The sequence below is a fragment of the Lysobacter sp. Soil_C_15 genome (genome assembly GCF_057657315.1).
On record NZ_JBDGIR010000015.1, the window covers coordinates 22,749 to 44,761 of the forward strand.

19 protein-coding genes and 1 tRNA gene are annotated in these 22,013 nt (G+C 66.6%); 10 read left to right on the forward strand and 10 right to left on the reverse strand.

Annotated elements, in window-relative coordinates; translation table 11 throughout:
- Positions 1-89 precede the first annotated feature (89 nt).
- The 6 genes from tolB (at position 90) to AC3A57_RS22225 (ending at position 4,864) form a co-directional block, all read left to right on the forward strand.
- Complete coding sequence (tolB, locus tag AC3A57_RS22200) at positions 90-1,409, forward strand: Tol-Pal system beta propeller repeat protein TolB (protein ID WP_221669713.1); 1,320 nt, start codon at positions 90-92, stop codon at positions 1,407-1,409.
- Positions 1,410-1,500: 91 nt separating this feature from the next.
- The gene (pal, locus tag AC3A57_RS22205) at positions 1,501-2,022 is read left to right on the forward strand and encodes a peptidoglycan-associated lipoprotein Pal (protein ID WP_221669712.1); all 522 of its coding nucleotides are present in this window, start codon (positions 1,501-1,503) and stop codon (positions 2,020-2,022) included.
- Between the two features lie 43 nt (positions 2,023-2,065).
- On the forward strand, positions 2,066-2,866 hold the full coding sequence (gene ybgF, locus AC3A57_RS22210; protein WP_487580884.1) for a tol-pal system protein YbgF: 801 nt from the start codon (positions 2,066-2,068) through the stop codon (positions 2,864-2,866).
- Positions 2,867-2,874: 8 nt separating this feature from the next.
- Positions 2,875-3,555 carry a 7-carboxy-7-deazaguanine synthase QueE gene (gene queE / locus AC3A57_RS22215; RefSeq protein WP_487580885.1) on the forward strand — a complete coding sequence of 227 codons (681 nt, stop codon included), beginning with the start codon at positions 2,875-2,877 and terminating at the stop codon, positions 3,553-3,555.
- A gap of 429 nt (positions 3,556-3,984) precedes the next feature.
- Complete coding sequence (gene queC / locus AC3A57_RS22220; RefSeq protein ID WP_487580886.1) at positions 3,985-4,683, forward strand: 7-cyano-7-deazaguanine synthase QueC; 699 nt, start codon at positions 3,985-3,987, stop codon at positions 4,681-4,683.
- 105 nt (positions 4,684-4,788) lie between these two features.
- Positions 4,789-4,864 (forward strand) — tRNA-Lys (locus AC3A57_RS22225).
- Between the two features lie 265 nt (positions 4,865-5,129).
- Here AC3A57_RS22225 and AC3A57_RS22230 read toward each other — a convergent pair.
- The 9 genes from AC3A57_RS22230 to AC3A57_RS22270 form a co-directional block, all read right to left on the reverse strand.
- Positions 5,130-5,366, reverse strand: a complete 237-nt coding sequence (locus AC3A57_RS22230) for a CPCC family cysteine-rich protein (protein WP_487580887.1) — start codon at positions 5,364-5,366, stop codon at positions 5,130-5,132.
- A gap of 79 nt (positions 5,367-5,445) precedes the next feature.
- Positions 5,446-5,691 (reverse strand): hypothetical protein, encoded by a 246-nt coding sequence (locus tag AC3A57_RS22235; RefSeq protein ID WP_487580888.1) that lies wholly within the window; start codon positions 5,689-5,691, stop codon positions 5,446-5,448.
- On the reverse strand, positions 5,688-6,146 hold the full coding sequence (locus AC3A57_RS22240; RefSeq protein WP_487580889.1) for a hypothetical protein: 459 nt from the start codon (positions 6,144-6,146) through the stop codon (positions 5,688-5,690). Before AC3A57_RS22240 ends, AC3A57_RS22235 begins: the two co-directional genes overlap by 4 nt.
- A gap of 97 nt (positions 6,147-6,243) precedes the next feature.
- Positions 6,244-6,528, reverse strand: a complete 285-nt coding sequence (locus AC3A57_RS22245) for a DUF6881 domain-containing protein (RefSeq protein WP_487580890.1) — start codon at positions 6,526-6,528, stop codon at positions 6,244-6,246.
- A 175-nt stretch (positions 6,529-6,703) separates the two neighbouring features.
- Positions 6,704-7,000 (reverse strand): hypothetical protein, encoded by a 297-nt coding sequence (locus AC3A57_RS22250; protein WP_487580891.1) that lies wholly within the window; start codon positions 6,998-7,000, stop codon positions 6,704-6,706.
- Positions 7,001-7,130: 130 nt separating this feature from the next.
- The gene (locus AC3A57_RS22255) at positions 7,131-7,559 is read right to left on the reverse strand and encodes a hypothetical protein (protein ID WP_487580892.1); all 429 of its coding nucleotides are present in this window, start codon (positions 7,557-7,559) and stop codon (positions 7,131-7,133) included.
- Between the two features lie 663 nt (positions 7,560-8,222).
- On the reverse strand, positions 8,223-8,750 hold the full coding sequence (locus AC3A57_RS22260) for a hypothetical protein (RefSeq protein ID WP_487580893.1): 528 nt from the start codon (positions 8,748-8,750) through the stop codon (positions 8,223-8,225).
- A 187-nt stretch (positions 8,751-8,937) separates the two neighbouring features.
- Positions 8,938-9,606 carry a hypothetical protein gene (locus AC3A57_RS22265; protein WP_487580894.1) on the reverse strand — a complete coding sequence of 223 codons (669 nt, stop codon included), beginning with the start codon at positions 9,604-9,606 and terminating at the stop codon, positions 8,938-8,940.
- Positions 9,607-9,608: 2 nt separating this feature from the next.
- On the reverse strand, positions 9,609-14,438 hold the full coding sequence (locus AC3A57_RS22270) for an RHS repeat-associated core domain-containing protein (RefSeq protein ID WP_487580895.1): 4,830 nt from the start codon (positions 14,436-14,438) through the stop codon (positions 9,609-9,611).
- A gap of 460 nt (positions 14,439-14,898) precedes the next feature.
- On the opposite strand from AC3A57_RS22270, the gene pyk reads away from it, so the two are divergent.
- On the forward strand, positions 14,899-16,365 hold the full coding sequence (gene pyk, locus AC3A57_RS22275) for a pyruvate kinase (protein WP_487580896.1): 1,467 nt from the start codon (positions 14,899-14,901) through the stop codon (positions 16,363-16,365).
- 91 nt (positions 16,366-16,456) lie between these two features.
- On the opposite strand, the gene AC3A57_RS22280 is transcribed toward pyk, so the two are convergent.
- The gene (locus tag AC3A57_RS22280) at positions 16,457-17,800 is read right to left on the reverse strand and encodes an SH3 domain-containing protein (RefSeq protein ID WP_487580897.1); all 1,344 of its coding nucleotides are present in this window, start codon (positions 17,798-17,800) and stop codon (positions 16,457-16,459) included.
- 192 nt (positions 17,801-17,992) lie between these two features.
- On the opposite strand from AC3A57_RS22280, the gene AC3A57_RS22285 reads away from it, so the two are divergent.
- The 3 genes from AC3A57_RS22285 to AC3A57_RS22295 all read left to right on the forward strand — a co-directional run bounded on the left by AC3A57_RS22285 (position 17,993) and on the right by AC3A57_RS22295 (position 21,924).
- A complete protein-coding gene (locus AC3A57_RS22285; RefSeq protein WP_487580898.1) occupies positions 17,993-19,798 on the forward strand; it encodes a hypothetical protein in 1,806 nt (601 codons plus the stop codon).
- A gap of 337 nt (positions 19,799-20,135) precedes the next feature.
- On the forward strand, positions 20,136-21,146 hold the full coding sequence (locus tag AC3A57_RS22290; RefSeq protein ID WP_064748977.1) for a class I fructose-bisphosphate aldolase: 1,011 nt from the start codon (positions 20,136-20,138) through the stop codon (positions 21,144-21,146).
- Between the two features lie 142 nt (positions 21,147-21,288).
- Positions 21,289-21,924 carry a hypothetical protein gene (locus AC3A57_RS22295; protein WP_487580899.1) on the forward strand — a complete coding sequence of 212 codons (636 nt, stop codon included), beginning with the start codon at positions 21,289-21,291 and terminating at the stop codon, positions 21,922-21,924.
- Positions 21,925-22,013: the final 89 nt, after the last annotated feature.

Consider the following 22,013-nt stretch of genomic DNA (forward strand, 5'->3'; position numbering starts at 1 on the left):
TTGACCCCCGGCTTTGAGCCCACGTTCACTCTTCAGCGTTAACAATGCCGAACCTGAACAAATCCCCGTCGAACTGTCACGGAGTGCCGATGAAACGACCCGCGCGCTGGCTGGCTACGCTGCTGGCTCTCCTGCTTCCCCTGGCGGCCTCGGCCCAGCAGCAGGGGCTGGAAATCGACATCGTCGGCGGCAACGCCTCGGCCCTGCCGATCGCCGTGGTGCCGATGCCCTACCAGGGCGGCGCGGCCGCGCCGGGGACCGACATCGCCGAGGTGGTGCGCAACGACCTCAACCGTTCCGGCCAGTTCCGCGGCCTGCCGGTCGACCAGATGGCGGCCAAGCCGACCCGCGGCAGCGAGATCAGCTATCCGGATTGGCGCGCGCTGAACCAGGACTACATCGTGGTCGGCCGGGTCGCCGACGCCGGCGCCGGCAGCTACCGGGTCGAGTACGAACTGTTCGACGTGGCCAAGCAGCAGCGCCTGCTCGGCTTCGCCCTGACCGCGCGCTCCAACGCCATGCGCGACGTCGCCCACCAGATCGCCGACGCGGTCTACGAGAAGATCACCGGCGTGCGCGGCGCGTTCTTCACCCGCATCGCCTACGTCACCGCCACCGGCACCGGCCGCAGCAGCAACTACGCGCTGATGGTCGCCGACTCCGACGGCTACAACCCGCAGACCGTGGTCCGCTCGCCGGAGCCTTTGCTGTCGCCGTCGTGGAGCCCGGACGGCAGCCGCCTGGCCTACGTCAGCTTCGAGGGCGGCAACTCCTCGATCTACATCCAGAACATCGGCACCGGCAGCCGCGAGCTGATCGCCAAGTACCGCGGCATCAACGGCGCGCCGGCGTTCTCGCCGGACGGCCGCCGCCTGGCCCTGACCCTGTCGCGCAGCGGCAACCCCGAGATCTACGTGATGGATCTGGGCAGCAAGTCCTTGAACCAGCTGACCAACCACTTCGGCATCGACACCGAGCCGACCTGGTCGGCCGACGGCAGCAAGATCTATTTCACCTCCGACCGCGGCGGCAAGCCGCAGATCTACCAGGTCGCGGCCAGCGGCGGCGGCGCCACCCGGGTCACCTTCCAGGGCAGCTACAACGCCAGCGCCAGCGTGTCCTTCGACGGCAAGAAGATCGCCACCGCCCAGGGCGCCGGCAACACCTACCGGATCGCGATGATGGACGCCAGCCTGGGCTCGCCGCGCTGGACCACCCTGTCGCCGGGCTCGCTGGACGAGTCCCCCAGCTTTGCCCCGAACGCCTCCATGATCATTTATGCTGCGCGCGAAGGACGCCGTGGCGTGCTCTATGCCGTTTCCGCCGATGCCCGGGTGCGCCAGCGCCTGGTCCTCGCCGATGGCGATGTGCGCGAACCGGCCTGGGGACCTTACCGCCTGCCGCGCTGACCCGCCGGCCGCGCCGGGACGCCCCGCGCGCGGATCGCGCCACACCCCCGAACGACTCCTGCCCCACAGCTCCATCTGACGAGGAAACCCCATGAACAACACCGCTCGCCTCCTGCTCGCCGCCGTGCTGTGTACCGCGGCCGTCGCCTGCTCGAAGAAGGTCAAGGAAGTGCCGCCGACCGACACCGGCACCGGCCCGTCGACCTCCGTGCCCAGCGACACCGGCCCGGTCGCCTCCGGCGCCTACGGTCCGAACGACCTGGACACCGACGCCTGCCTGCGTCAGCGCGTGGTGTACTTCGACCTCGACCAGGATTCGCTGAAGCCGGAATTCCAGAACATCGTCGGCTGCCACGCCAAGTACCTGCGCGACCGTCCGTCCTCGCGCATGACCCTGGAAGGCAACGCCGACGAGCGCGGCAGCCGCGAGTACAACCTCGGCCTCGGCGAGCGCCGCGGCAACGCGGTGTCCTCGGCGATCCAGGCCAACGGCGGTTCGGGCAGCCAGATCACCGTGACCTCCTACGGCGAAGAGCGCCCGGTCTGCACCGAGTCCAACGAAGACTGCTGGGCCAAGAACCGCCGCGTCGAGATCGTCTACACCGCCAAGTAATCGGCCGTCGTAGCGTCCACGCAGAACCACGAGGCTCACAGCGATGCGCAAGTTCGCACTAGCCTTGGCGATCGTGGCGGCCTTCTCGGCCGCCACGCCCGCGTTCGCGCAGCGCGCCAGCCTCGCCGACCGCGTCGCGGTCCTCGAGCAGCGCGCCGCCGACAACCAGGCCAATCTCGATCTGCTCAACCAGGTGACCCAGCTCAAGACCGAGCTGCAGTCCCTGCGCGCCCAGGTCGAGGAACTGCAGCAGCTCAACCGGCAGCTGCAGGAAACCAGCAAGGCCCAGTACCTGGACACCGACGGCCGCCTCAACCGCCTGGAAGGCGGCGCGGGCGCGGCGCCGGCGGCCGGGGCCGCGCCGCAGGCCGCCGCTCCGGCACCGCCGCCGCCGGCGGTGAAGGACAGCGCGCCGAGCGTGCACGGCGATCCGGGCCTGCTGGCCCAGAGCGGCGACGAACGCGGCGCCTACGACACCGCGTTCAACGCCCTCAAGGCCGGCCAGTACGTCGAGTCCGCGCGCCTGTTCCAGGCCTTTCTCGGCAACTTCCCCGGCGGCGCCTACGCGCCCAACGCGCTGTACTGGCTGGGCGAAAGCTATTACGTCACCCAGAACTACCAGCTCGCGCAGGAGCAGTTCCAGGCCCTGCTCGACCGCTACCCGACCCACGACAAGGCCGCCGGCGCCCTGCTCAAGATCGGCCTGGCCCAGTTCGGGCTGAAACAGGTCGATGCCGCCGAGCGCACCCTGGCCGACGTCGCCGCCCGCTATCCGGGCACCGATGCCGCCCGCACGGCCTCCGATCGCCTCAATGCGATCCAGCTGAGCCGGCTGCGCAACTGAGTCCCACCGTGAATACCGCCGTTACCTCCGAGACGGCCGCCGCGCCGTCCGAGCGCCTGCGGCTCACCGAAATCTTCCTGTCCTTGCAGGGCGAGTCGAACAGCATCGGCTGGCCGACCGTGTTCGTGCGCCTGACCGGCTGCCCGCTGCGCTGCCAGTACTGCGACACCGCCTACGCCTTCCACGGCGGGCAGTGGTGGGAGTTCGACGCGATCCTGGCCGAGGTCGCCCAGTACGGCGCCCGCCACGTCTGCGTCACCGGCGGCGAGCCGCTGGCGCAGAAGCGTTGCATCGCCCTGCTGGAAAAGCTCTGCGACGCCGGCTACGAGGTCTCGCTGGAGACCTCCGGCGCGATCGACATCGGCCCGGTCGACCCGCGCGTGTCGCGGGTGCTGGACATCAAGACCCCGGGCTCGGCCGAAGCGCACCGCAACCTGTGGAGCAACCTTGCGCTGCTGACCGCGCGCGACCAGGTCAAGTTCGTGATCTGCAGCCGCGAGGACTACGACTGGTCCAAGGCGGTGGTCGCCGAGCACCGCCTGACCGAAGTCTGCGACGTGCTGTTCTCGCCCAGCTTCACCCAGATCAAGCCCCGCGACCTGGCCGACTGGATCGTCGCCGACCGCCTGCCGGTGCGTTTCCAGCTGCAGTTGCACAAGATCCTGTGGAACGACGAGCCGGGGCGCTGAGGGGCGGGGTTCGGGCGTGGGGATTCGGATCGGGTTGAGGCGGTTCGGTCCCTGTAGGCGATGCGCGTAGGGGGGGGGCAGTGTCGGATCTGATGCCGACCGAAGCGGTTCTGGCCACCGGCGATGCCCTTGCTCGTCATTCCCGCGAAGGCGGGCTCAGCCTTGCTTCTACGCAGCCGAACATCCAGAGACTTCGCAGACAGGCCGCGATAAAGCCCGGCTCCCCACGTTCGCGGGGAAGACGGAAAAAAACCAGCGAAAACGAGCTCGCCGTTCTAGCCTTTGCCCGAGTCCCGAGTCCCGAGTCCCGAGTCCCGAGTCCCGAGTCCCGAGTCCCGAGCCCCCAGCCCCCAGCCCCCAGCCCCCAGCCCCCAGCCCCGAATCCCGAATCCCGAATCCCGAATCCCGAATCCCGAAAGAACCGCCGCCATGAAAAAAGCCGTAGTACTCGTCTCCGGAGGCATGGACTCCGCTGTCGTCGCCGCCATCGCCCGCGAGCAGGGCTATGCCGTGCATGCCCTGAGCGTGCGCTACGGCCAGCGCCACACCTCCGAGCTCGACGCCGCCGCGCGCATCGCCGCCAGCCAGGGCGCAGCCGCGCACAAGACCGTCGCGGTCGACCTGCGCAGCATCGGCGGCTCGGCCCTGACCGACGAGAGCATCTCGGTGCCGCTGGACGACGACGGCCACGCCATCGGCCAGGCCGCGGCCAAGGACGCGATCCCGGTGACCTACGTGCCGGCGCGCAATACCATCATGCTGTCGATCGCCCTGGGCTGGGCCGAAGTGCTGGGCGCCAACGACATCTTCTGCGGCGTCAACGCGGTCGACTATTCCGGCTATCCGGACTGCCGCCCCGAGTTCGTCGAGGCCTTCCAGGCCCTGGCCAACCTGGCGACCAAGGCCGGGGTCGAGGGCGCCGGCCTGCGCGTGCAGGCGCCGCTGCAATTCCTCAGCAAGGCCGACATCGTCCGCGAGGGAGTGCGCCTGGGCGTGGACTTCGCCGAAACCGTGTCCTGCTACCAGGCCGACGACGCCGGCCGCGCCTGCGGCCACTGCGACGCCTGCCGCCTGCGCGCCGAAGGCTTCGCCGCCGCCGGCGTGCCGGACCCGACCCGCTACGTCTGAGCCGGCGCGCCTGAACCGCGCCGCCAACGGGGGCGCTGACTCGGCCGCAAGGGTTTTGCTAGAATGGCCGACCCCGGCCCCGCGCCGGACGGAAACAGAGCTTCCGGGTCGTTAGCTCAGTCGGTAGAGCAGAAGACTTTTAATCTTTTGGTCGAAGGTTCGAATCCTTCACGACCCACCAAACACCCAGCCCCGGGCGCCAGCCCGGGGCTTTTTGCTTGCGCCGCCGCGATTCGGCGCCCCCAAGGGGTAGGAGCGGCGCAAGCCGCGACCGCGCCGCCGCGACCTCGCGCCGAAACCAGCGCATAGCCTCGCCGCCGCCGCACCCAAGCCCCGATGCCAGCACGGGTAGGAGCGGCGCAAGCCGCGACCACGCCGCCACACCTCGCGCCGAACCCGCGCGAAGGTGTTTCCCACGACGCTCACTCCAGCGGCCGGCCCGGGCTTTAGACGCTAGCGCTCCGACGATTCGCCGCCGGCATCGATGCGCCCATCCATTCCCGTCTGGCCTGTTCCAGGCTCATGACATTCGCACCACCCGCGAAGCCGGGATTCTCAGCCTGCATCGGATCGTCCTCCCAGTTGCATCGGCGGCAGATCTCATACCCGCCGCGCTCGTCGATTTCGAGCGAACCGCAGCATAGGCAGGGCAGGAACTGGTCGTCAGGTGCTGTCGGAGTCATCTTCGTTCGTCCATGAAAAGGCCGCCAACCAAGCAGGCCACGCCACGATCGATCCTTCGGGCCTCGGGGCCCGGCACCGTCACAGCGAAGCCAGATAGCGCTGAGTCCGCACTAGCAGTGCGCGAATCGTCGTCTCGTCCACAGTATGCGCGTGGCCGCCCGGACGATACATGGCCAACGCGATCACGACCTCCTGGATGAAATCGTCATCCGGAAAGGCTTCCTCCAGCATGACTTCGATCCGGTTCGCGGTCGTCAGTGCCGTATCGCGGCCTGCGAGGAAGTCCTCGATCAGCGACGAGCAGGGCGCGGCACCGGCACTCATGTCGTCATACCGGCCGGTATGCGGAGGGCTATCTCGATGGTCCCGGTCGCGCTACGCGGAACCGACCAGCTCTCGCCAAGGTTGTTGGACGCCAGGACATGCGTATCGTTGATCGCAACCGCCTCGAAGGGGTTGGAGAAATCGAAGAACGCGATCCACTCGGGCAGTGCCGTCCGCTCGTCTATGAGCGCCATGAATCCGTCGCCGCCCATGCCGCACTCGCCGGCGACCGCAAGATAGCCGCCGCAGGGGCTGACGGTCTTCGCCAGCATCGACACGTCGGTCCACTCGACATCGTCCGGGACCGGGATGGCATTGCCGCAAATGTCCAATCGGGTGGGAGTGGCCCGCGACCATCCGCGAGCGGGTACCGTCCGAACCGAATCGTCGGGCAAGGCGATGCCGTTGACGATCGCGACGCGCCCTTGTTGCCAGTTGTGGAGGATTTTGCTCATGGGCGTTGCGAGGTGGCTGGGGCGTTCGCGCGGCGCTGATGCTCGGCGATTGGCATGGGGAAGAACTCCGGTTAGAAAGGGGGCTCGACTCAATCGGTCATCGGCATCCCGATATGGCGGCCTCCCATATCCTCTCGAAGTCTTCTTTCTCCATGGGTTCTAGCGAAAACTGAGCATCCTTGAGTATTTCGCTATCCGGTGGGATAGGCGCATCTCCAAGGAAAGTGGAGCCGGTCGACGCTTGTTCGCTAGCAAACCCGAGGAAGCCGTTGGCGAAGATCTCGACCTTTCTGACCTCGTATCCCTCGTCGTCCAGTTCGCTTGCCAGGGCTATCGGGTCATGCATGCCGCCGTGCTGCCATCTAGCTTTTAAGTATCGCACTCCGGACGCTCCTGCTTTTAGCCATTCGATCGGATGTGGGGAGAGGCTCGATGTGTCGAAGCTGGTCGTGCCTCGGTGGCGTCGGCATCGTCACGGTTGGCGCAACATCAAGTTCGGATCGAAGCGCCCGCGCGACAGGTCGCTAGGAACCCGATGGTTCCTAGAGAAGCGAGCTTCATTCTGATCGCCGTCGATCGTACGAGTAGGTGAGCTTGGCCCGCACCTCTTCGACAAGCTTCTCAACCGAGGGCCTGGGGCCAGTGACGGTGAGTCCGATATATGTTTCGGACTCGATCGTAACTAATGTTTCCCCCAGTCGTACCTTGAGTATCTCGAGTTGCTGCGAACCACCGATCCCGCATGAGCCGTCAATGACGGTTGCCTGAATTTCGACCAAGACTGATCGAAGCGCGTCTTTGAGAGCGTCGTCGTGCTCGTCGCCAAGATGGGTAGTGATTCGCTCGGCGCTCATGGGTTGTCTGCAGCCAGGAAGCCGGGTCCATTCTCCTGGTGATTCGATGCCGCGAATCCGGAGAGAGGACCCCTTTGCCGGAAGGCAGTCGCGCAACCCGCTGGCGCGAGCTGCGGATCCGATTGGCCGGCTATGAACAAGGTTCCGGTTCCATCAGGGCATCGTTGAATTTCGCCTTGTCGATAAGCAGAGGTCTCCCTTGCTTGTACAGCACGCCCTGATGGTCGATGTAATAAGTTCCTTTTGGGAACGAGATTTTTGCGCGGACATCCAGTGCGTTGTAGTCCGGGACGTGAGGCGGCTGAGGTGAAGCCATGGCTGCGATTAGATCGGGCTCCGTGATCTTGAACTTGCATCCGAATTTCTCCATCTCATGCTCGGGTATTCCTGTAACGCGGGGAACGTCGAAGCCGAAGAAGTAGACGGTACCTGTCTGGGTCGGGGACGCACGCTTCGACGTGGTTGCATGTTGGGGGAGGTTGGTTGCAGAGGGTGGCGCCTCGGAGCAGCCAAGCAATGCGAAGCTAGATAAAACAGCGGCGGCAATGGCGCTTTTCATTGCGTTCCAATATCCGAATGATCGCCGGGACAAAGCGGCCGGAAGAGCCGAGAGCGACTTTCCGACAGGCTAAATGGAAAGGTGCTCTGATCCGGTTTTCCCGCCGTGCGGAGTTCTGTCTCCCGGCGCCTTTCAATGGTATCAGCGTTGCGCCGGCTATCCCCGGTCAACGCCCTGAATCGGATGGTGCCATCGGCTTCCTTCTCGATCTCCACGTTGTGCGGCCCTTCCACGAAATTCAAGATTTCCCGCTTACGGCCTCCGACGGTCAAGCTGCAAACGGCTCTCAGCCACCACCCTAGAGCTACTGCAACAAAGTCGCCTTAGTCCAAGCTTGGGAAGTCCGCTCAGCCCATTGATATGTGGAGACAGCCCCGCGCCGGTCGCGATGTACGGACGTCAATGAAGACGGAGTCGACAATCAAATAGGCGTTCATTGCCGATTCGTCACTGGGTGCGCAGTTGGAAGGGGCGGGTCAGAGCGGTTTCCGATATATCTAGACGGAAAGTTGCTCTGACCCGGTTTTCTCAATACTTCAATGCAGCGAGTCGAGACTCGCCTTACGCGGGTTCAAGTTAGGCAGGCCGTTCGACGCGCAGTTGGGTAAGACGATATCTACGTTGCTATAGGGCGGAATTCATTCCGTCTTACACGGGCTAAACTTACTGAAGCCCTGCCTCAATGGAAGCAGGTGTCAGACTGCATGCAACTACATTATTGGCTAGGCTTAATGCGGCGCCATACCCCTTGGGATCAGCGCTTTCGAACTCAACACTGACCATGTTGCCAGAATCATCGAAATCGGAAACCAAAAGGCTGCGCTTCCCTTCTGTTTGAATCGCATGCACCGTCCGCCCTGGGGAGGGGGCAATGCTTTCTGACGTTGAGTTCGGCTCAGTGCCGAATTTGCCAACAGCAATTTTCAACTCCGCGCCGTAAGCCGACAATTCGCCAACCGTGGGATAACCGCGCATACCATTACGAAGCGCACCGCGAACGACGCCCGCGTCCCTTAGGCACACTCCATAATACGTGCTCAGCGGATATAGGCTCGTCGAAAGCAACTCCCTGTTTGTCAGGCGGGTGCTCGCTGACTGCTCACCCTTAACCTCCTGATTATCAGGGGTAGGCTTGGTGCACCCAGGCAGGAGCAACACGGCACCTATAACGATGTACTTGATCAACTGCATTCGCATTCCTTGTCGGTCCACCTTTCAAGCAGTCTCGCAATATCCCACGCCGAAACGCTGAACGCAGGCACCGTGGCGTAATGGCAAGAACCGGGTCAGAGCGGATTTCCGAACCGATCCAGGTGGAAAGGTACCCTGGCCCGATTTTCTCAGGCTCGGTTTTTGGTCCGGTTGTTTGTTTCTTGGGCTAATTCGTGGCGGTCCGTTTCTTGGCGCTGCTCGTTGTTTGATCCGGGCCATTCGAGAGATCGACGAAGACCTCCGAACTATTAGTCTTCACTCTAACGGAGATCAGATCGGGTCGTGTGTCTTTGGAGTAGAAGATCGCGGTCAACTCCCCAGGCGAGCGTACGGAAAAACGCGCCAGATCGGACTTGGACAGTCGGTTGAATGCATCGCGCAATGAGGCGGACCCGAACTTCACGTTTGAACCTTGGCCACCGAAGGCCGGAACTGCTTTACGGAGTACGGGCACGAGCTTGTCTAGTTGCAAGTCGTGAGCCTTTCCATGCAGTTGGCGAAATTCCGATACGTCGATACCGTCGCAAGGGCGTAGCGCGAGCATGGTTTTTTGCGCCATAGGTATCGTCTTGAAACCCTTTTCCGTACCAACTGCAACGAACTCGTTTCTCATCAGTTTGCAGGAATCTGTTCCCACGGGCTGGGGAGGCTGGTATGTAACGAAGACGACTTCTTTGGTGGGCGATGCGCGAATGATTTCCGTATGCCATGACGTGATTCCGGTGGCCTCCGCGAGCGCAGCAGCTTCCTTCGCCGTCAGTACAGGGTTGGCATACGAATTCGTAATAGAAGCGGCAACTACAAGCGACAGCGATACAGGTTTAACAATCATCATGATTACTTGCTCCTATAGCCGTTAGCGACGTTCCATAAATCCTGGCCCTTGACGCGACGACCTTCATCGTAGGACATCATGCTCATACTTCCTGGCCTGCTGTGGGTCAGGCCAAGATTGTGACCGAACTCGTGCGAAAAGGTGCCAGGTTCGAAATAAATGGGCTCAGGTGCTACCTGCAATTCCGAGCTTCCAAATTCTGGGACGAAACCGGCGACTTTGCCGCTACATAGTTGCTTATTAAGCTCATCCCATTCACTCCGTGACATCACCGTAATATTCAAGTCCCCGCCTGATTCGATTGCTGTAAGGTTGAACTCTGCTCGGTACTTGCCGCCCTTATATCGGAGGTTGCGCGTGTTCCAGTACGAGTTGATGTCCTTCGCTGCAGCCGCCGCGTCTGTGGGGGTGCCGGATACGGTCAGGGCTGCCCGGATTACAGTGACACCCTCTACTTCGGATACTGAGATCTTTGACCGCCAGGCCTCATTGGCTTGTTTGAGAATGCTAGTTGTGCCTGACGGCCTTCCGACACCAGCCTTACACGCACATTGGTCTCCAGACGCTAGCCCGAACATGTCTATCAGGCTGCCTGGGGAGCCGTCAGCATAAAGATAGGTGTTGGAGCCGCCGGCTAGCCCAATCGGATCACTCTGCACATATCTACCGCTAGCCGCATCGTAATCCCGGAAGTAGTTGTAGTTCAGCCCCGTCGCCGCGTCATACCGCTGCCCCGGGAACCGCAGGTCGAACACGAACGTAGTGCCGTCCTGGTCCGGGTCCTGGTTGGGGGTGTCGTTGCCGAAGACTTCGCCCTTGGCGTTCCAGCTCCAGATGGCGACGTTGCGGGTGGCGTCGATGACGGTGCGCGGGGTGCCCAGGTGGTCGGGTTGGACGTAGTGCAGTTTCTGCGCGGTGCCGGCGCCGGCGAGGACGCCGACCGGGGCATCGCCTAGCCAGACGGCCTGCTGTTTTGTGGCGCCGTTGGCGTCGTAGTCGCCGAGCCAGTGGCCGGCTTCGTCGTACAGGGTGTAGACCGCCACCGGGCCGCTGGCGCCGTTGGTCGCGGCGACGCGCTCGCCCTTGGCGTTGTAGCGGTAGCTGCGGTTGACCACCCCGGCCAGCTTGACCTGGCTCATGCGGTCGTTGCCGTTGTAGACGAACTCCTTGGCCGTGCCGCCGATGCTGGTGGCGTTGCCGACCGCGTTGTAGCCGCGGGCGACGCCGCCGACGTTGCTCAGGCGGTGGCTGGTCGTCGGGTACGTGTACGTCGTGGTGGTGCCGGCGTGCAGCAGGCTGGTGCGGTTGCCGGTCTTGTCGTAGCCGTAGGTCTCGATCGGGGTATTGCTGGGGCCGTCGCGGGTGATCTTGAGCCGGCCCAGGGTGTCGTAGTCGTACTTGGCCAGCACGCTGCTCTGCAGGCCGTCCTTGAGCTCGGTCAGCTCGCCGACCTCGTTGTAGCCGTAGCCCAGCGACAGGCCGCCGGCGGCGGCATCAAACACGGTCTTGGCGCGGTAGTCCAGGTCGTAGCTGCGGGCCAGGCTGCGGCCGTTGCCGTAGGTCCAGCCGGTGGCCGGGCCGAAGGGCTCGTAGGCGACGCCGTTGAGTAGCACGGTGCGCACGCCGCCGGCCGGCTTGACGCCCACTTCGGTGACCTGGTCCAGGGTATTGCGGACGTAGTCGACGACGGCGTTGTCCGGGTAGGTGATCGTGCGCACCTGGCCCGAGGTCGTATACGCGTAGCGCAGGACGAAGGACTTGCTGTCGACCACCTGCACCTTGCGCACCAACTGGCCGTAACGGTCGTAGCAGTACTTCAGCTCGGTGGCCTCGGTGCGCATCGCGGTGACGCGACCCAGGGCGAAGGTCTCGCCGGCGGCGCAGACCGAATTGACCGTGTCGTAGTCGTACTCGACGTCATTGCTGCCCGAACCGTACGAGATCGTCTTCGGCCGGCCCAGGGCGTCGTAGGTGTAGCTGTGGGCGACGGCGTCGTTGGCGTCCTTTTTGGTCGCCAGCTGGCCGGCGGGGGTGTAGGTGTAGTCGGTGACGCCGGTGTCGGGGCTGGTGAGCTTGGTGCGGTCGCCGAAGCCGTTGTAGGTGTAGACGGTGTTCAGGCCCTTGGGATCGGTGACCTGGGTGACCTGGTCGAAGGCGTTGTAGGCCAGCTTCGTCTCGACCTTCAAACCGTTGACGTCCTGCAGCAGCCGGCTGAGGCGGTTGAGCGGATCGTGGTTTTGGTCGCTGATCCGGCCGAGCGCGTCGGTGGTCAGGTCGGGGTTGCCGTCGGCGTCGTAGCTGAAGGTGGTGGCGTGGGCGGCGGCGTCCTTGGCCTGGTGCAACTGGCCCAGCGTGTTGAACACCCGCGACAGGGTCTGGCGGACGGTGCCGGTCGGGGTCTGGGTGTCCTCCTGCTTGCGGTTGCCGGCCTGGTCCAGGGTGTACTGCAGCTTGTTGCCGGCCTTGTCGGTGACCGAGGTCAGGCGCTGGGCGGCGTCGTAGTTGTAGGTGACGTAGGCGCCGCCGGGAGGGGTGACCCGGCGCAGCAGGCCGGTCGGCCAGTACTCGATACGGGTGATGCGGTCGTCGGTTTCGACGCCGTTGTCGGCGCCGCGCAGCTTGGTCGCGGCCAGCCAGCCGCGCGGGTGGTACTCGTAGTCGGTGACCACGCCGTTGGCATCGAGGATCGACAGCGGCCGGCCCTGCGGGTCGTAGCCGAGGATCTCGGTGGCGCGGCCGAGCGCATCGATAGTCTTGCGCAGGTCGCCCTTGCGGTAGGTGCACAGCGCCGGCTGGGTGGCGCAGGTGCTGTCGTCGCTGCCGTAGTACTGGTAGGTCACCACGTCGTTGACGTCGCTGCGCGGGCCGTCGACCGACTTCAGCAGGCCCAGGGTCGGGCAGCTGCTGTTGGCGGCGGCGACGTCGGCGGCTTCGCAGTAGGCGTAGGTGGTGGTGCGGGTGGCATTGGTGGTGGTGTCGCGCACCGTCACCGTGACCGGCTGCAGGCGGGCGTTGCGGACGATCCGGGTCTCGCGGTTGCCGAGCTGGGTCAGCACGGTGCGGTTGCCGGCGATGTCGCGACGTTCCAGGCTGGTGCGCTCCTGGGCGGTGCCGACCGCTTCGACGACCGTATGGGTGCGCGCCGGCTGGCCGGTGACCGGGTCATCGTCTTCCGCGTAGCTGTGCTGGGTCAGGGTGCCGTTGCGGTCGGTGACGCTTTCCAGGCGGCGACGGAAATCCAGGTAGTCCTCGTGATAGGTGCGCACCACCGAGCCGCGGCTGTCGGCGACGTCGCCGGGCTTGCGCGGCTTGTCGTCGGCGCCGCCGTCGTTCAGGCCGTAGGTGGTCTGCTGGCCCAGCGCATCGGTGACGACGGCGCCGCCGGCCGGGGTATAGGCCAAGGTCACTTTGTCGGCGCCGCCGGCATGCTCGCTGATCTTGAGCCGGCCTTGCGTGTCGTAGGTGAAGGTGCTGAAGCGCTGGCTCTGCTCGTCGGTGATGCCGGTCAGGTGCTTGGGGAACGAGGCGTTTTCGTAGTGGTAGGTGCGCGTCGTGCCGCCGGGGTACTGGACGGTCTGGACCTGGCCGTTGGCGTTATAGCCGTAGGCGGCGACCTGAACGCCGGCCGAGACGATGGCGGTAATGGTGGCCTGAGCTGAGGCGCGGTCATAAACGAAGCTCAAGCTGCGGCCGGTCGAATGGGTGATCGTGTCGAGGCGGCCGAGCGTGTCGTAGGCGTAGGCGAGGCGGGTGCCGTCCTCGAACTGGCGCTCGAGCAGCTTGCCGGTCTCATCGAAGACCATGACTTCGTTGGCACGATAGATGCGCCACTGGGTGCCGTCGCGAACGGCGCGGTCGCCGCTGCCGTCGCTGGCCTCGGCGATGTCGGTGTCGACGCTCTTGAAGGCCAGGTGCGAGCCGTTGCCCTGGACCAGGCCGACCGGGTGGGTGCCGCTGGCGTTGATCGTGAGGCGGATCTCGTGCGAGTGGCTCCAGCCGTGGCCGAACCCGGCGTTGCCGTTGTTGGCGGCGGCGGAGTGGTAGGCGCGGGAGAGCCCGATCCAGCCCAGGTCGAAATCGGGCTCGGTTTCGTACTTGTCGCCGGTGGACACGTCGGCCGGGTTGCCAACCAGGTTGCAGGCGTCGCAGGCCAGCGGCGTGGAACTCACCACGGCCAAGTAGGTATCGTTCTTGCAGACGTTGCCATCCTGGCTCCAGGTCAGCGAGGTCCGCGAGCAGCGTTCGCGCTGCCGCATCGCCGGCTCGTTATGCACGAGGTTCTGACAGGTGGCGCCGCCGAGGGCGGTGCCGACACGGCGGACATCGAAGTCGGCGATTTCTTGCCGGGCGGTCCCGTCGCTCCAGAAGTAGAGGGACCGCCAGTTGCCGGAACGGGCAACGGACGTGTTGGGGGTGCAGCCGTCGGCCAAGCTTTCGTTGTTGTAGTGCGTAATCAGCGCATCGATCAGCGCCTGTTCGGTCGCGCGCACGCCGCCGCTGTCGCCCGAGAAGTAGGCCGACCAGTCGCGAACCTGCCCGGTTTCCGGAGCGATGCCGTAGGTCAGCTCCACCCGGTACTCGGTGATCTGCCGTTCGACCACGGTGTCTACGTACTGGAACTCGCCGCCCAGGGCCTTGATGGCGGCCTCGGCTTCTTGCTGGGTGTTGTAGAGCTGGTTTTGGAACTCCCACTTCTGCCCGCTTTCCTGGGCGCCGGCGGCAGTGGGGAGCCCGAGCAGGGCCGCGGCGGCCAGCACGGGCCCGGCCAGCCGCATCGTCAGGCGATGGCGCAGGCCGGCCGGGGGCGGGCTTTTAGGAATGAAAAGACTCACGTTTCGGTCCTTGAGTGCGTGATGTGTTCGTGCCGGCGCAGGGACGGACGAACGGACGGAACGTTCGCGGAACGCTCCAGGGGCGGCGGGGTAGTGCTTGAGGGGTAACCGAGCAGCGGCGTCCTCCTTCCTTGGCGACGGTATCGATCGGTGGCGGGCCATGCTCCGTGGCCGCGCGATCATGGTCGAAGAGGCCAGGCTAAAAGGCAAGCGTCGCGAGTGCTGTGAACCGCAGTTTCGCAATGGGTTTTTTGCCCGAATCTGCGGCCGCCTGGAACGCGTAAAAACGTCGAAATCCGACGGCTTCGGCGCGCGTTGCGATGCAGCGTTTCGGACGAAACCAGCGCCCCGGATCATGACATTCGCCACCGCACAGTCGCGGCCGTCGCGCAGCGCCGATTCGCGCCTCCGGCCGATGGCCCGGCTGTGCTAGTTTTGCCGGGTATCCAGAGAGCCGCCTATGTCCCCGAATCTGCGTCGCACCAAGATCCTCGCCACCCTCGGCCCGGCCACCGATCCGCCGGGCGTGCTGGACGCCCTGCTCAATGCCGGCGTCGACGTCGTCCGCCTGAACTTCTCCCACGGCGATCCGTCGGGGCAGGTGGCGCGGGCGCAGGCAGTGCGCGAGGCGGCGCAAAGGCAGGGGGTGGAGGTCGGGATCCTGGTCGACCTGCCGGGGCCGAAGATCCGCATCGAGCGTTTCGCCGAAGGCCGGGTGCTGCTCAAGGCCGGCGACCGTTTCGATCTGATCGCCAGCACCGATGCGCCGCCGGGCAATCTGCGCGAGGTCGGGGTCAGCTACCTGGGCCTGCCCAACGACGTCGCTCCGGGCGACGTGCTGCTGCTCGACGACGGCCTGCTGCAGCTGCGGGTCGGCGCGGTCGATGGCGCGCGCATCGTCACCACCGTGCTCAACGATGGCGCCTTGTCGGACCGCAAGGGCCTCAACAAGCTCGGCGGCGGCCTGTCGCTGGGCGCGCTGACCGAGCGCGACAAGGAACTGATCAAGATCGCCGCCGAGCTCGGCGCCGACTTCATCGCGGTGTCGTTCTGCCGCAACGCCGAGGACATGCACGAGGCGCGCCGGATCGCCCGCGAGGCCGGCTGCGACGCGGCCCTGGTGTCGAAGATCGAGCGCGCCGAGGCGATCGAGAACCTGGGCGAGATCGTCGAGGCCAGCGACGTGGTGATGGTCGCGCGCGGCGACCTGGGCGTGGAGATCGGCGACGCCGAGCTGCCCGGTTTGCAGAAGAAGATCATCCGCGAGTCGCTGGCGCGCAACCGGGTGGTGATCACCGCCACCCAGATGCTGCAGTCGATGGTCGACAACCCGATCCCGACCCGCGCCGAAGTGCTCGACGTCGCCAACGCGGTCATCGACGGCACCGACGCGGTGATGCTGTCGCAGGAATCGGCCGCCGGCCGCTACCCGGTCAAGGCGGTGGAGGCGATGGCGCGGATCTGCCTCGGCGCCGAGCGCCAGTTCGACCACGACACCGACTTCGAGGCCGCGCCGCGCAACCTGGAACGCGCCGACCAGGCGATCGCGATGGCGGCGATGTTCCTGAGCGAGCACATCGGCGTGCGCGCGATCGTCGCCATGACCGAGTCCGGCGGCACCGTGCGCTTCCTGTCGCGGTTCCGCTCCAATGCGCCGATCTACGCCTTCTCGCGCCACGCCGACGCGCGCCGGCGGATGGCGCTGATGCGCGATGTCTACCCGATCGATTTCGACAGCCGCGGCCTGGCCTCGCGCGACGCCGCGCGCAGCGCGGTCAAGCAGTTGTTCGACACCGGCAAGCTGGGCCAGGGCGAGCGGGTGATCTTCACCAGCGGCGACACCATGGAGCAGCACGGCGCGACCAATACCCTGCGCCTGCTGCAGGTCGGTGAAGCCGGTTGCGCCGAGGGGCTGGGCGAGTTGTAAGCCGCTTCGCCGCGGTTTTCATCGCCTAAACGTCGAGGCCCAGCTCGCGCTGGGCCTCTTCGCATCGGTCGCCGCGGCAGAGCGTTCGCGCTCAGGCGCCGGTATAGCCGCCGGCGTACACCGGCTGCCACTGCCCGGACTGGCGGGTCCAGATCTGGTACGAGCTGCCTTCGTACTGGTGCAGGCGGAAGATCAGCTCGGCCTGGCCGTCGCCGTCCAGGTCCAGGGCGTCGTGGAAGGCGTGGGTCTCGACCATGTCGCCGGCGGTCTCGCGGGCGATTTCGCCGACCTTGCGGTACTGCTTGCCCGCGGCCTCCAGCACCAGCACCGCATCCAGCGCGGAGTCGGCCTGGTCGGCGCGCTTGGGCGGCACCGCCGCGCTGGCGGCGGCGACCAGCAGACGCTGGCCGCCGGCCAGCACGACCGCATGCGCGCGCAGGCCGGCGCGCTGTTCTTCGTCGTAGGGACGCAGGGCCTGGTCGATCGCGGCGCGGTCCAGGCGCTTGCCGGTCAGCATCGCGCGCAGTTCGCGCTCGACCGCGCGGCGTTCGTCGGCCGACAGCTTGGCCTCGACCCGCGCCGCGCCGGCGCCGAGGGGCTCGTTGCTGGCCAGCCCGGCCAACTTCTCATCGCGTTCGGTCGCGGGCGGATGGCGGACCTTGGCCTCCAGGCCCAGGCCGACCTCTTCGCCGCGTTCGATCACCTGGACCAGGCCGTCGCCGGCGCCGTGGCGGTAGAAGTGGAAGCCGCGCCAGACCGGGTAGGTGGCGTCGCCGGTGGTGGCCTCGGCGTAGCGGCCGCGGCCGTCGATGCGCGCGATCGCGGTCAGGTAGCCGTGGTCGACGCCGAACAGCAGGCGCGGCTCGCCGGCCAGGCGCTCGGCCCTGGGTGCGGTCATGCGCTCGCGGCGTTCGATCGCCGCCTTCGCGGCGGCGTTGTCGCCGTCGGCCTGCAGGGCGTCGATCAGCAACTGGTGGCTGGCGCGCGAGAACGGGCTCAGCGCGATCGCGCGTTCGGCGACGGTGCGGCGCTCGGCGCCGGCGGCGCGGCGGTAGTCCTGTTCCAGCGAGGCCGCGGTCGGCGCGCGCGCGCCGAGCAGGTCGGCGCGGATCCAGCCGACCGAGGGGTTGGGGCGTTCGGAGGTCGCGCGCACCCAGTCGCCGAGCACGCACTGCACCTGCACCTCGGCGCCGATCGGCACCGAGGTCACCGCGCCGCCGTCGGCGCGCGGCAGCGAGCGCATCCGCGCCGCATCGACCACGACGTAGCGGGTCGAGCGCTGCGGCTTTGCCTCGCACTTGGCGACCGCGTCGCGGAACTCGCGGTCGGCGTCGCTGGATTGGGCCTGGGCGGCGGGTAGGGCGGCGAGAACGCTCAGCGCAAACGCGGTCAGGGCCGGACGGAGCAGGGGGCGGGACGAAGAATTCGAAGACATGCGCGCGGTCCTTGTGCGGCGTTGATTCGGCCGCAGAGCTTAGGGCGGCGGCGGTCGCGCTGTACAGCCCGGATCGGACCGCTGCCGCGCCCCCGATGGCACATCTCGCCGGCCGCGACGGCGGCGGGGTAAAAGGGGCGGGCGGCAGCCGCATGTGGGCGCCGCTTCGAACACCATGCAATCGAGGAAGCAATGAACAAGGAATTCGCAACCATCGTGCGGTCGACGCTGGCCGCCGCTGTGTTGGCGTCGGCGGGCTCGGCCTGGGCGGCCGACGGCGACGCCTACGACTTCGGCGGCATGTACGGCCTGTACCCGGCCGGCGGCACCGTGCAGCACTACGCCAACCCGGCCACCGGCGCGGCCAGCTGCCCGACCGGCTACGACGCCCACCTGGTCTACGGCACGGCCAACGTCGACTGGTCGATGTACCTGTGCGCCCGCCCGCACGTGGCCGGACGCGCGCCGCTGTACGACTTCGGCGGCATGGTCGGCTTGGCCAACAGTCCCGACAACGGCGCCCTGCCGTGGCGGGGCTATCACTACTTCGTCAATCCGTTCACCCGTACCCACGAGTGCCCGGACGGTTATCAGCGCCGCCAGGCGCTGGGCACGCCGAACGTCGACCACAACCTGTTCTATTGCTACCGGCCGCACGTCGAGGGCGGGTTGCGGATGGATTTCGCCGGCATGACCGGCGACGGCGCCGCGCCGTACCCCAACCCAGCCACCGGCGTCGCCCATACCTGTCCGAGCGGCTATTCGCGCTACACCGCGTTGGGCAGCCCCAACATCGACTACACCTTCTACTACTGCGGCAAGCCGCAGAACGCGGGCCTGCAGCCGGCCGGCAAGGGCAGCCTGGGGCTGGGCGAGCCGATCGTGCCTAACGCGGTCTCGCGCTATCCGCACGATCCGGCGCAGCAGCAGGCCGATGTCGACAGGCAAGTGCTGTTGGCCAAGGGGCTGCGTCCGCGGGTGTTCCGGATGTGGATGCTCAATACCCACATCCTGACCGACGAAAACACCTTGGGGCCCTATGCCCAGCTGCATCAGCGCGCGGTACAGGCCTTGGCCGACGCCAACATCACCCTGGTCGGGGTGGACAATTCGTTTCCTGCCTGGCTGACCGGTGTGCCGGAGCGGCCCGGCGGGGCCTGGATCCTGCCGTGTCCCGAATCGGGTTCGGCGACGTATGCCAGCTTCCTGCAGCGCTACGAGAAGAGCTGGACCACCATCGCCCGTACCTATCCGCAGATCAAGCTGTGGCAGGTCGCGAACGAGACCAATGGCGTGAACGTGTTCGCGGCGCCGCTGGCGGGGCAGCCCGGCGCTTGCGCAAATGGTCGCGTCCAGTTCAACGACCAGGATCGGGTCGACATCACCATGGACCTGATGCTGCATGCGCGCCGCGGCATCAAGGCCGGCAATCCGCAGGCGCTGACCTTCTTCCCGCCGCCGTCGCCGCTCGGCGACGTCAGCCTGGCGCCGATCGCCAATTTCATCGGCGCGGTCTACGCCAACATCGCCGCCGGCAACCGGCCCAGCACCAGCGCGCGCGACTACTTCGACGGCGTGTCCTGGCATCCGTACATCTTCGGCGATGCGACCGCGGCCAGCTGGCTGCAGACCAACAACGCCATCCACGACGTGCTGGAGCATTACGGCGACGGCGATGTGCCGGTGATCCTGTCCGAGGCCGGCAACTCGTCAGTGTCCTGCAGCGCCGGCTCCTGCCAGGAGCGCCCGGCGACCCAGTTGCGCGACTGGATGCAGCACACCCTGGAGTTGAGCCAGTCGCCGGAGGCTTCGGCGATGCCGTGGCTGACCTATCTGATCTGGTTCCGGATGAGCGATGTGCACAGCGACCTGATCACGGCGCCCGATCCCGAGCACCATTACGGCATCCTGAAGGGCGACAACAACACGCCGTCGCCGTCGTCGAATCTGTTCTGCCAGTACACCGGATGCTATTCGCTGGAAAGCATTCCGTTCTGACGTCAACCGCCGGCGGACGGCCAGACCGTCCGCCGGTGCCCGACGGGATATCGGCAGGGGGCGTCGCGGCGTCGGGCTCGCGTGCGGGCGGAGGCGGACGTCACTGCGGAAGCAGCGTGCATCGGCCGTCGGGTGACGGCCCGCATGCCTCGGCTGTGGGCTGGATCGGGGTGCGAGGCTCTCGATGACATCGGTGTCGGTCGCTACGGCCGCCCGTTTTGTAATCGGTTACCCGCGCCGCACGTCGCAAGTCCCTGATTGAACAGGGCGCAGTCAGGGCAGTGTTCACCGGCAGCGGCTATAATCGCGGGCTTCCCACCGCTCCCGCAGGATCTCCATGAGCATCGAACAGCTTGCCGAAACCGCCCAGGCCATGGTCGCCGCGGGCAAGGGCATCATCGCGATCGACGAGTCGAACGCCACCATCGCCAAGCGCTTCGCCGGCGTCGGCATCGACAACACCGAAGAAAATCGCCGCGCCTACCGCGAGCTGCTGCTGACCACGCCAAAGATCGGCGACTACATCTCCGGCGCGATCCTGTACGACGAAACCATCCGCCAGTCGACCAAGGCCGGCGTGCCGTTCACCAAGATCATGATGGACAACGGCGTGATCCCGGGCATCAAGGTCGACAAGGGCCCGCAGCCGCTGGCCGGTTTCCCGGGCGAAGTGGTCACCGAAGGTCTCGACGGCCTGCGCGCGCGCCTGGAGGAGTACTACAAGCTCGGCGCCCGCTTCGCCAAGTGGCGCGCGGTGATCAACATCGGCGACGACATCCCCTCGGGCACCTGCATCGAGGCCAACAGCCACGCCCTGGCGCGCTACGCCGCGCTGTGCCAGGAGCAGGGCCTGGTGCCGATGGTCGAGCCGGAAGTGATCATGGACGGCAGCCACGACATCGACACCTGCTTCGAAGTCACCGAAGTCACCCTGCGCTCGCTGTTCGGCGCGCTGTACGAGCACAGCGTGCTGCTGGAAGGCACCATCCTCAAGGCTTCGATGGTCCTGCCGGGCACCCTGGCCGCCGAGAAGGCCAGCGTCGAAGAAGTCGCCGCCGCCACCCTGCAGTGCCTGAAGTCGACCGTGCCGGCGACCCTGCCGGGCATCGTGTTCCTGTCCGGCGGCCAGTCCGACGAAGACGCCACCGCCCACCTCAACGCGATGAACCTGATGGGCCCGAACCCGTGGCCGCTGTCGTTCTCCTACGGCCGCGCCATGCAGTCGGCGGCGCTGAAGCTGTGGTCGCAGGACCTGGCCGGCAACGTCGCCAAGGCCCAGCAGACCGTGTACGAGCGCGCCAAGGCCAACGGCCTGGCCGCGCTGGGCCAGTGGCAGAAGGCGGCCTGAGCCGCCCCCGTCCGTCGATCCAGCCTCGAAAACGCCGGCCTCGCGCCGGCGTTTTCGTTTTTGCGCCGCGGACCGCGCGCTGCCGGTGCGCGCGACCGGCGCCGGCCGTAAGCTGCGGGTCTTGCCGCAGGGAAGCCCTACCGTGACCGAGACCTCCATGCCGACCATCCCGCCGGCCGCCGCCACCGCGGTGCGCGCCGGACACACGATCGAGGCGATCAAGCTGGTGCGCGAGGCCAACCCGGGCATGCGCCTGGCCGAGGCCAAGGACGCGGTCGAGGCCTATATCGAGTCCGGCGGCTGGCGCGACGCGCCGGCCGCGGCCGAGCCGGCGCCGCCGCGCACCACCGGCGGCCTGCCGGACGAGGCGGTGAGCCTGTTGCGCAGCGGCCGCCGGCTGGAGGCGGTGAAGCGGGTGCGCGAGGCGTTGGGGCTGGGCTTGCGCGACGCCCTGTCCAAGGTCGAAGCGTTCGAGGCGGAAGAGGACAAGGCTTTTGTCTCCGGCCGCGCGCCGGTGATGGCCGCGGTGCCGGGCGATGTCGCCATGGCCTTGTTGCGCGGCGACCGCGAAGGCGCGCTGGAACTGTTGCAGAACCGTCACGGCCTGGAGCCGATGGAGGCCCTGCGCCAGGTCTTGCTGCACGAGCGCCAGCGCATCGGCCGCGGCGGCGGCCGCCAGCAGGCCACCGTGGCCGCCGGCGACGGCGGCGGACGCTGGCTGGTATGGGCGGCGCTCGCGGCCCTGCTGGCCGGCGGCGCCTGGTACGTATTGGCCTGAGGCGCGGGCGAGCCGCAACAGACCCCGCCGATCCCGCCTGCCGACAGGCCCGCGCAGGCGGGCATCCAGGGCTTTGACCGGGCATGACT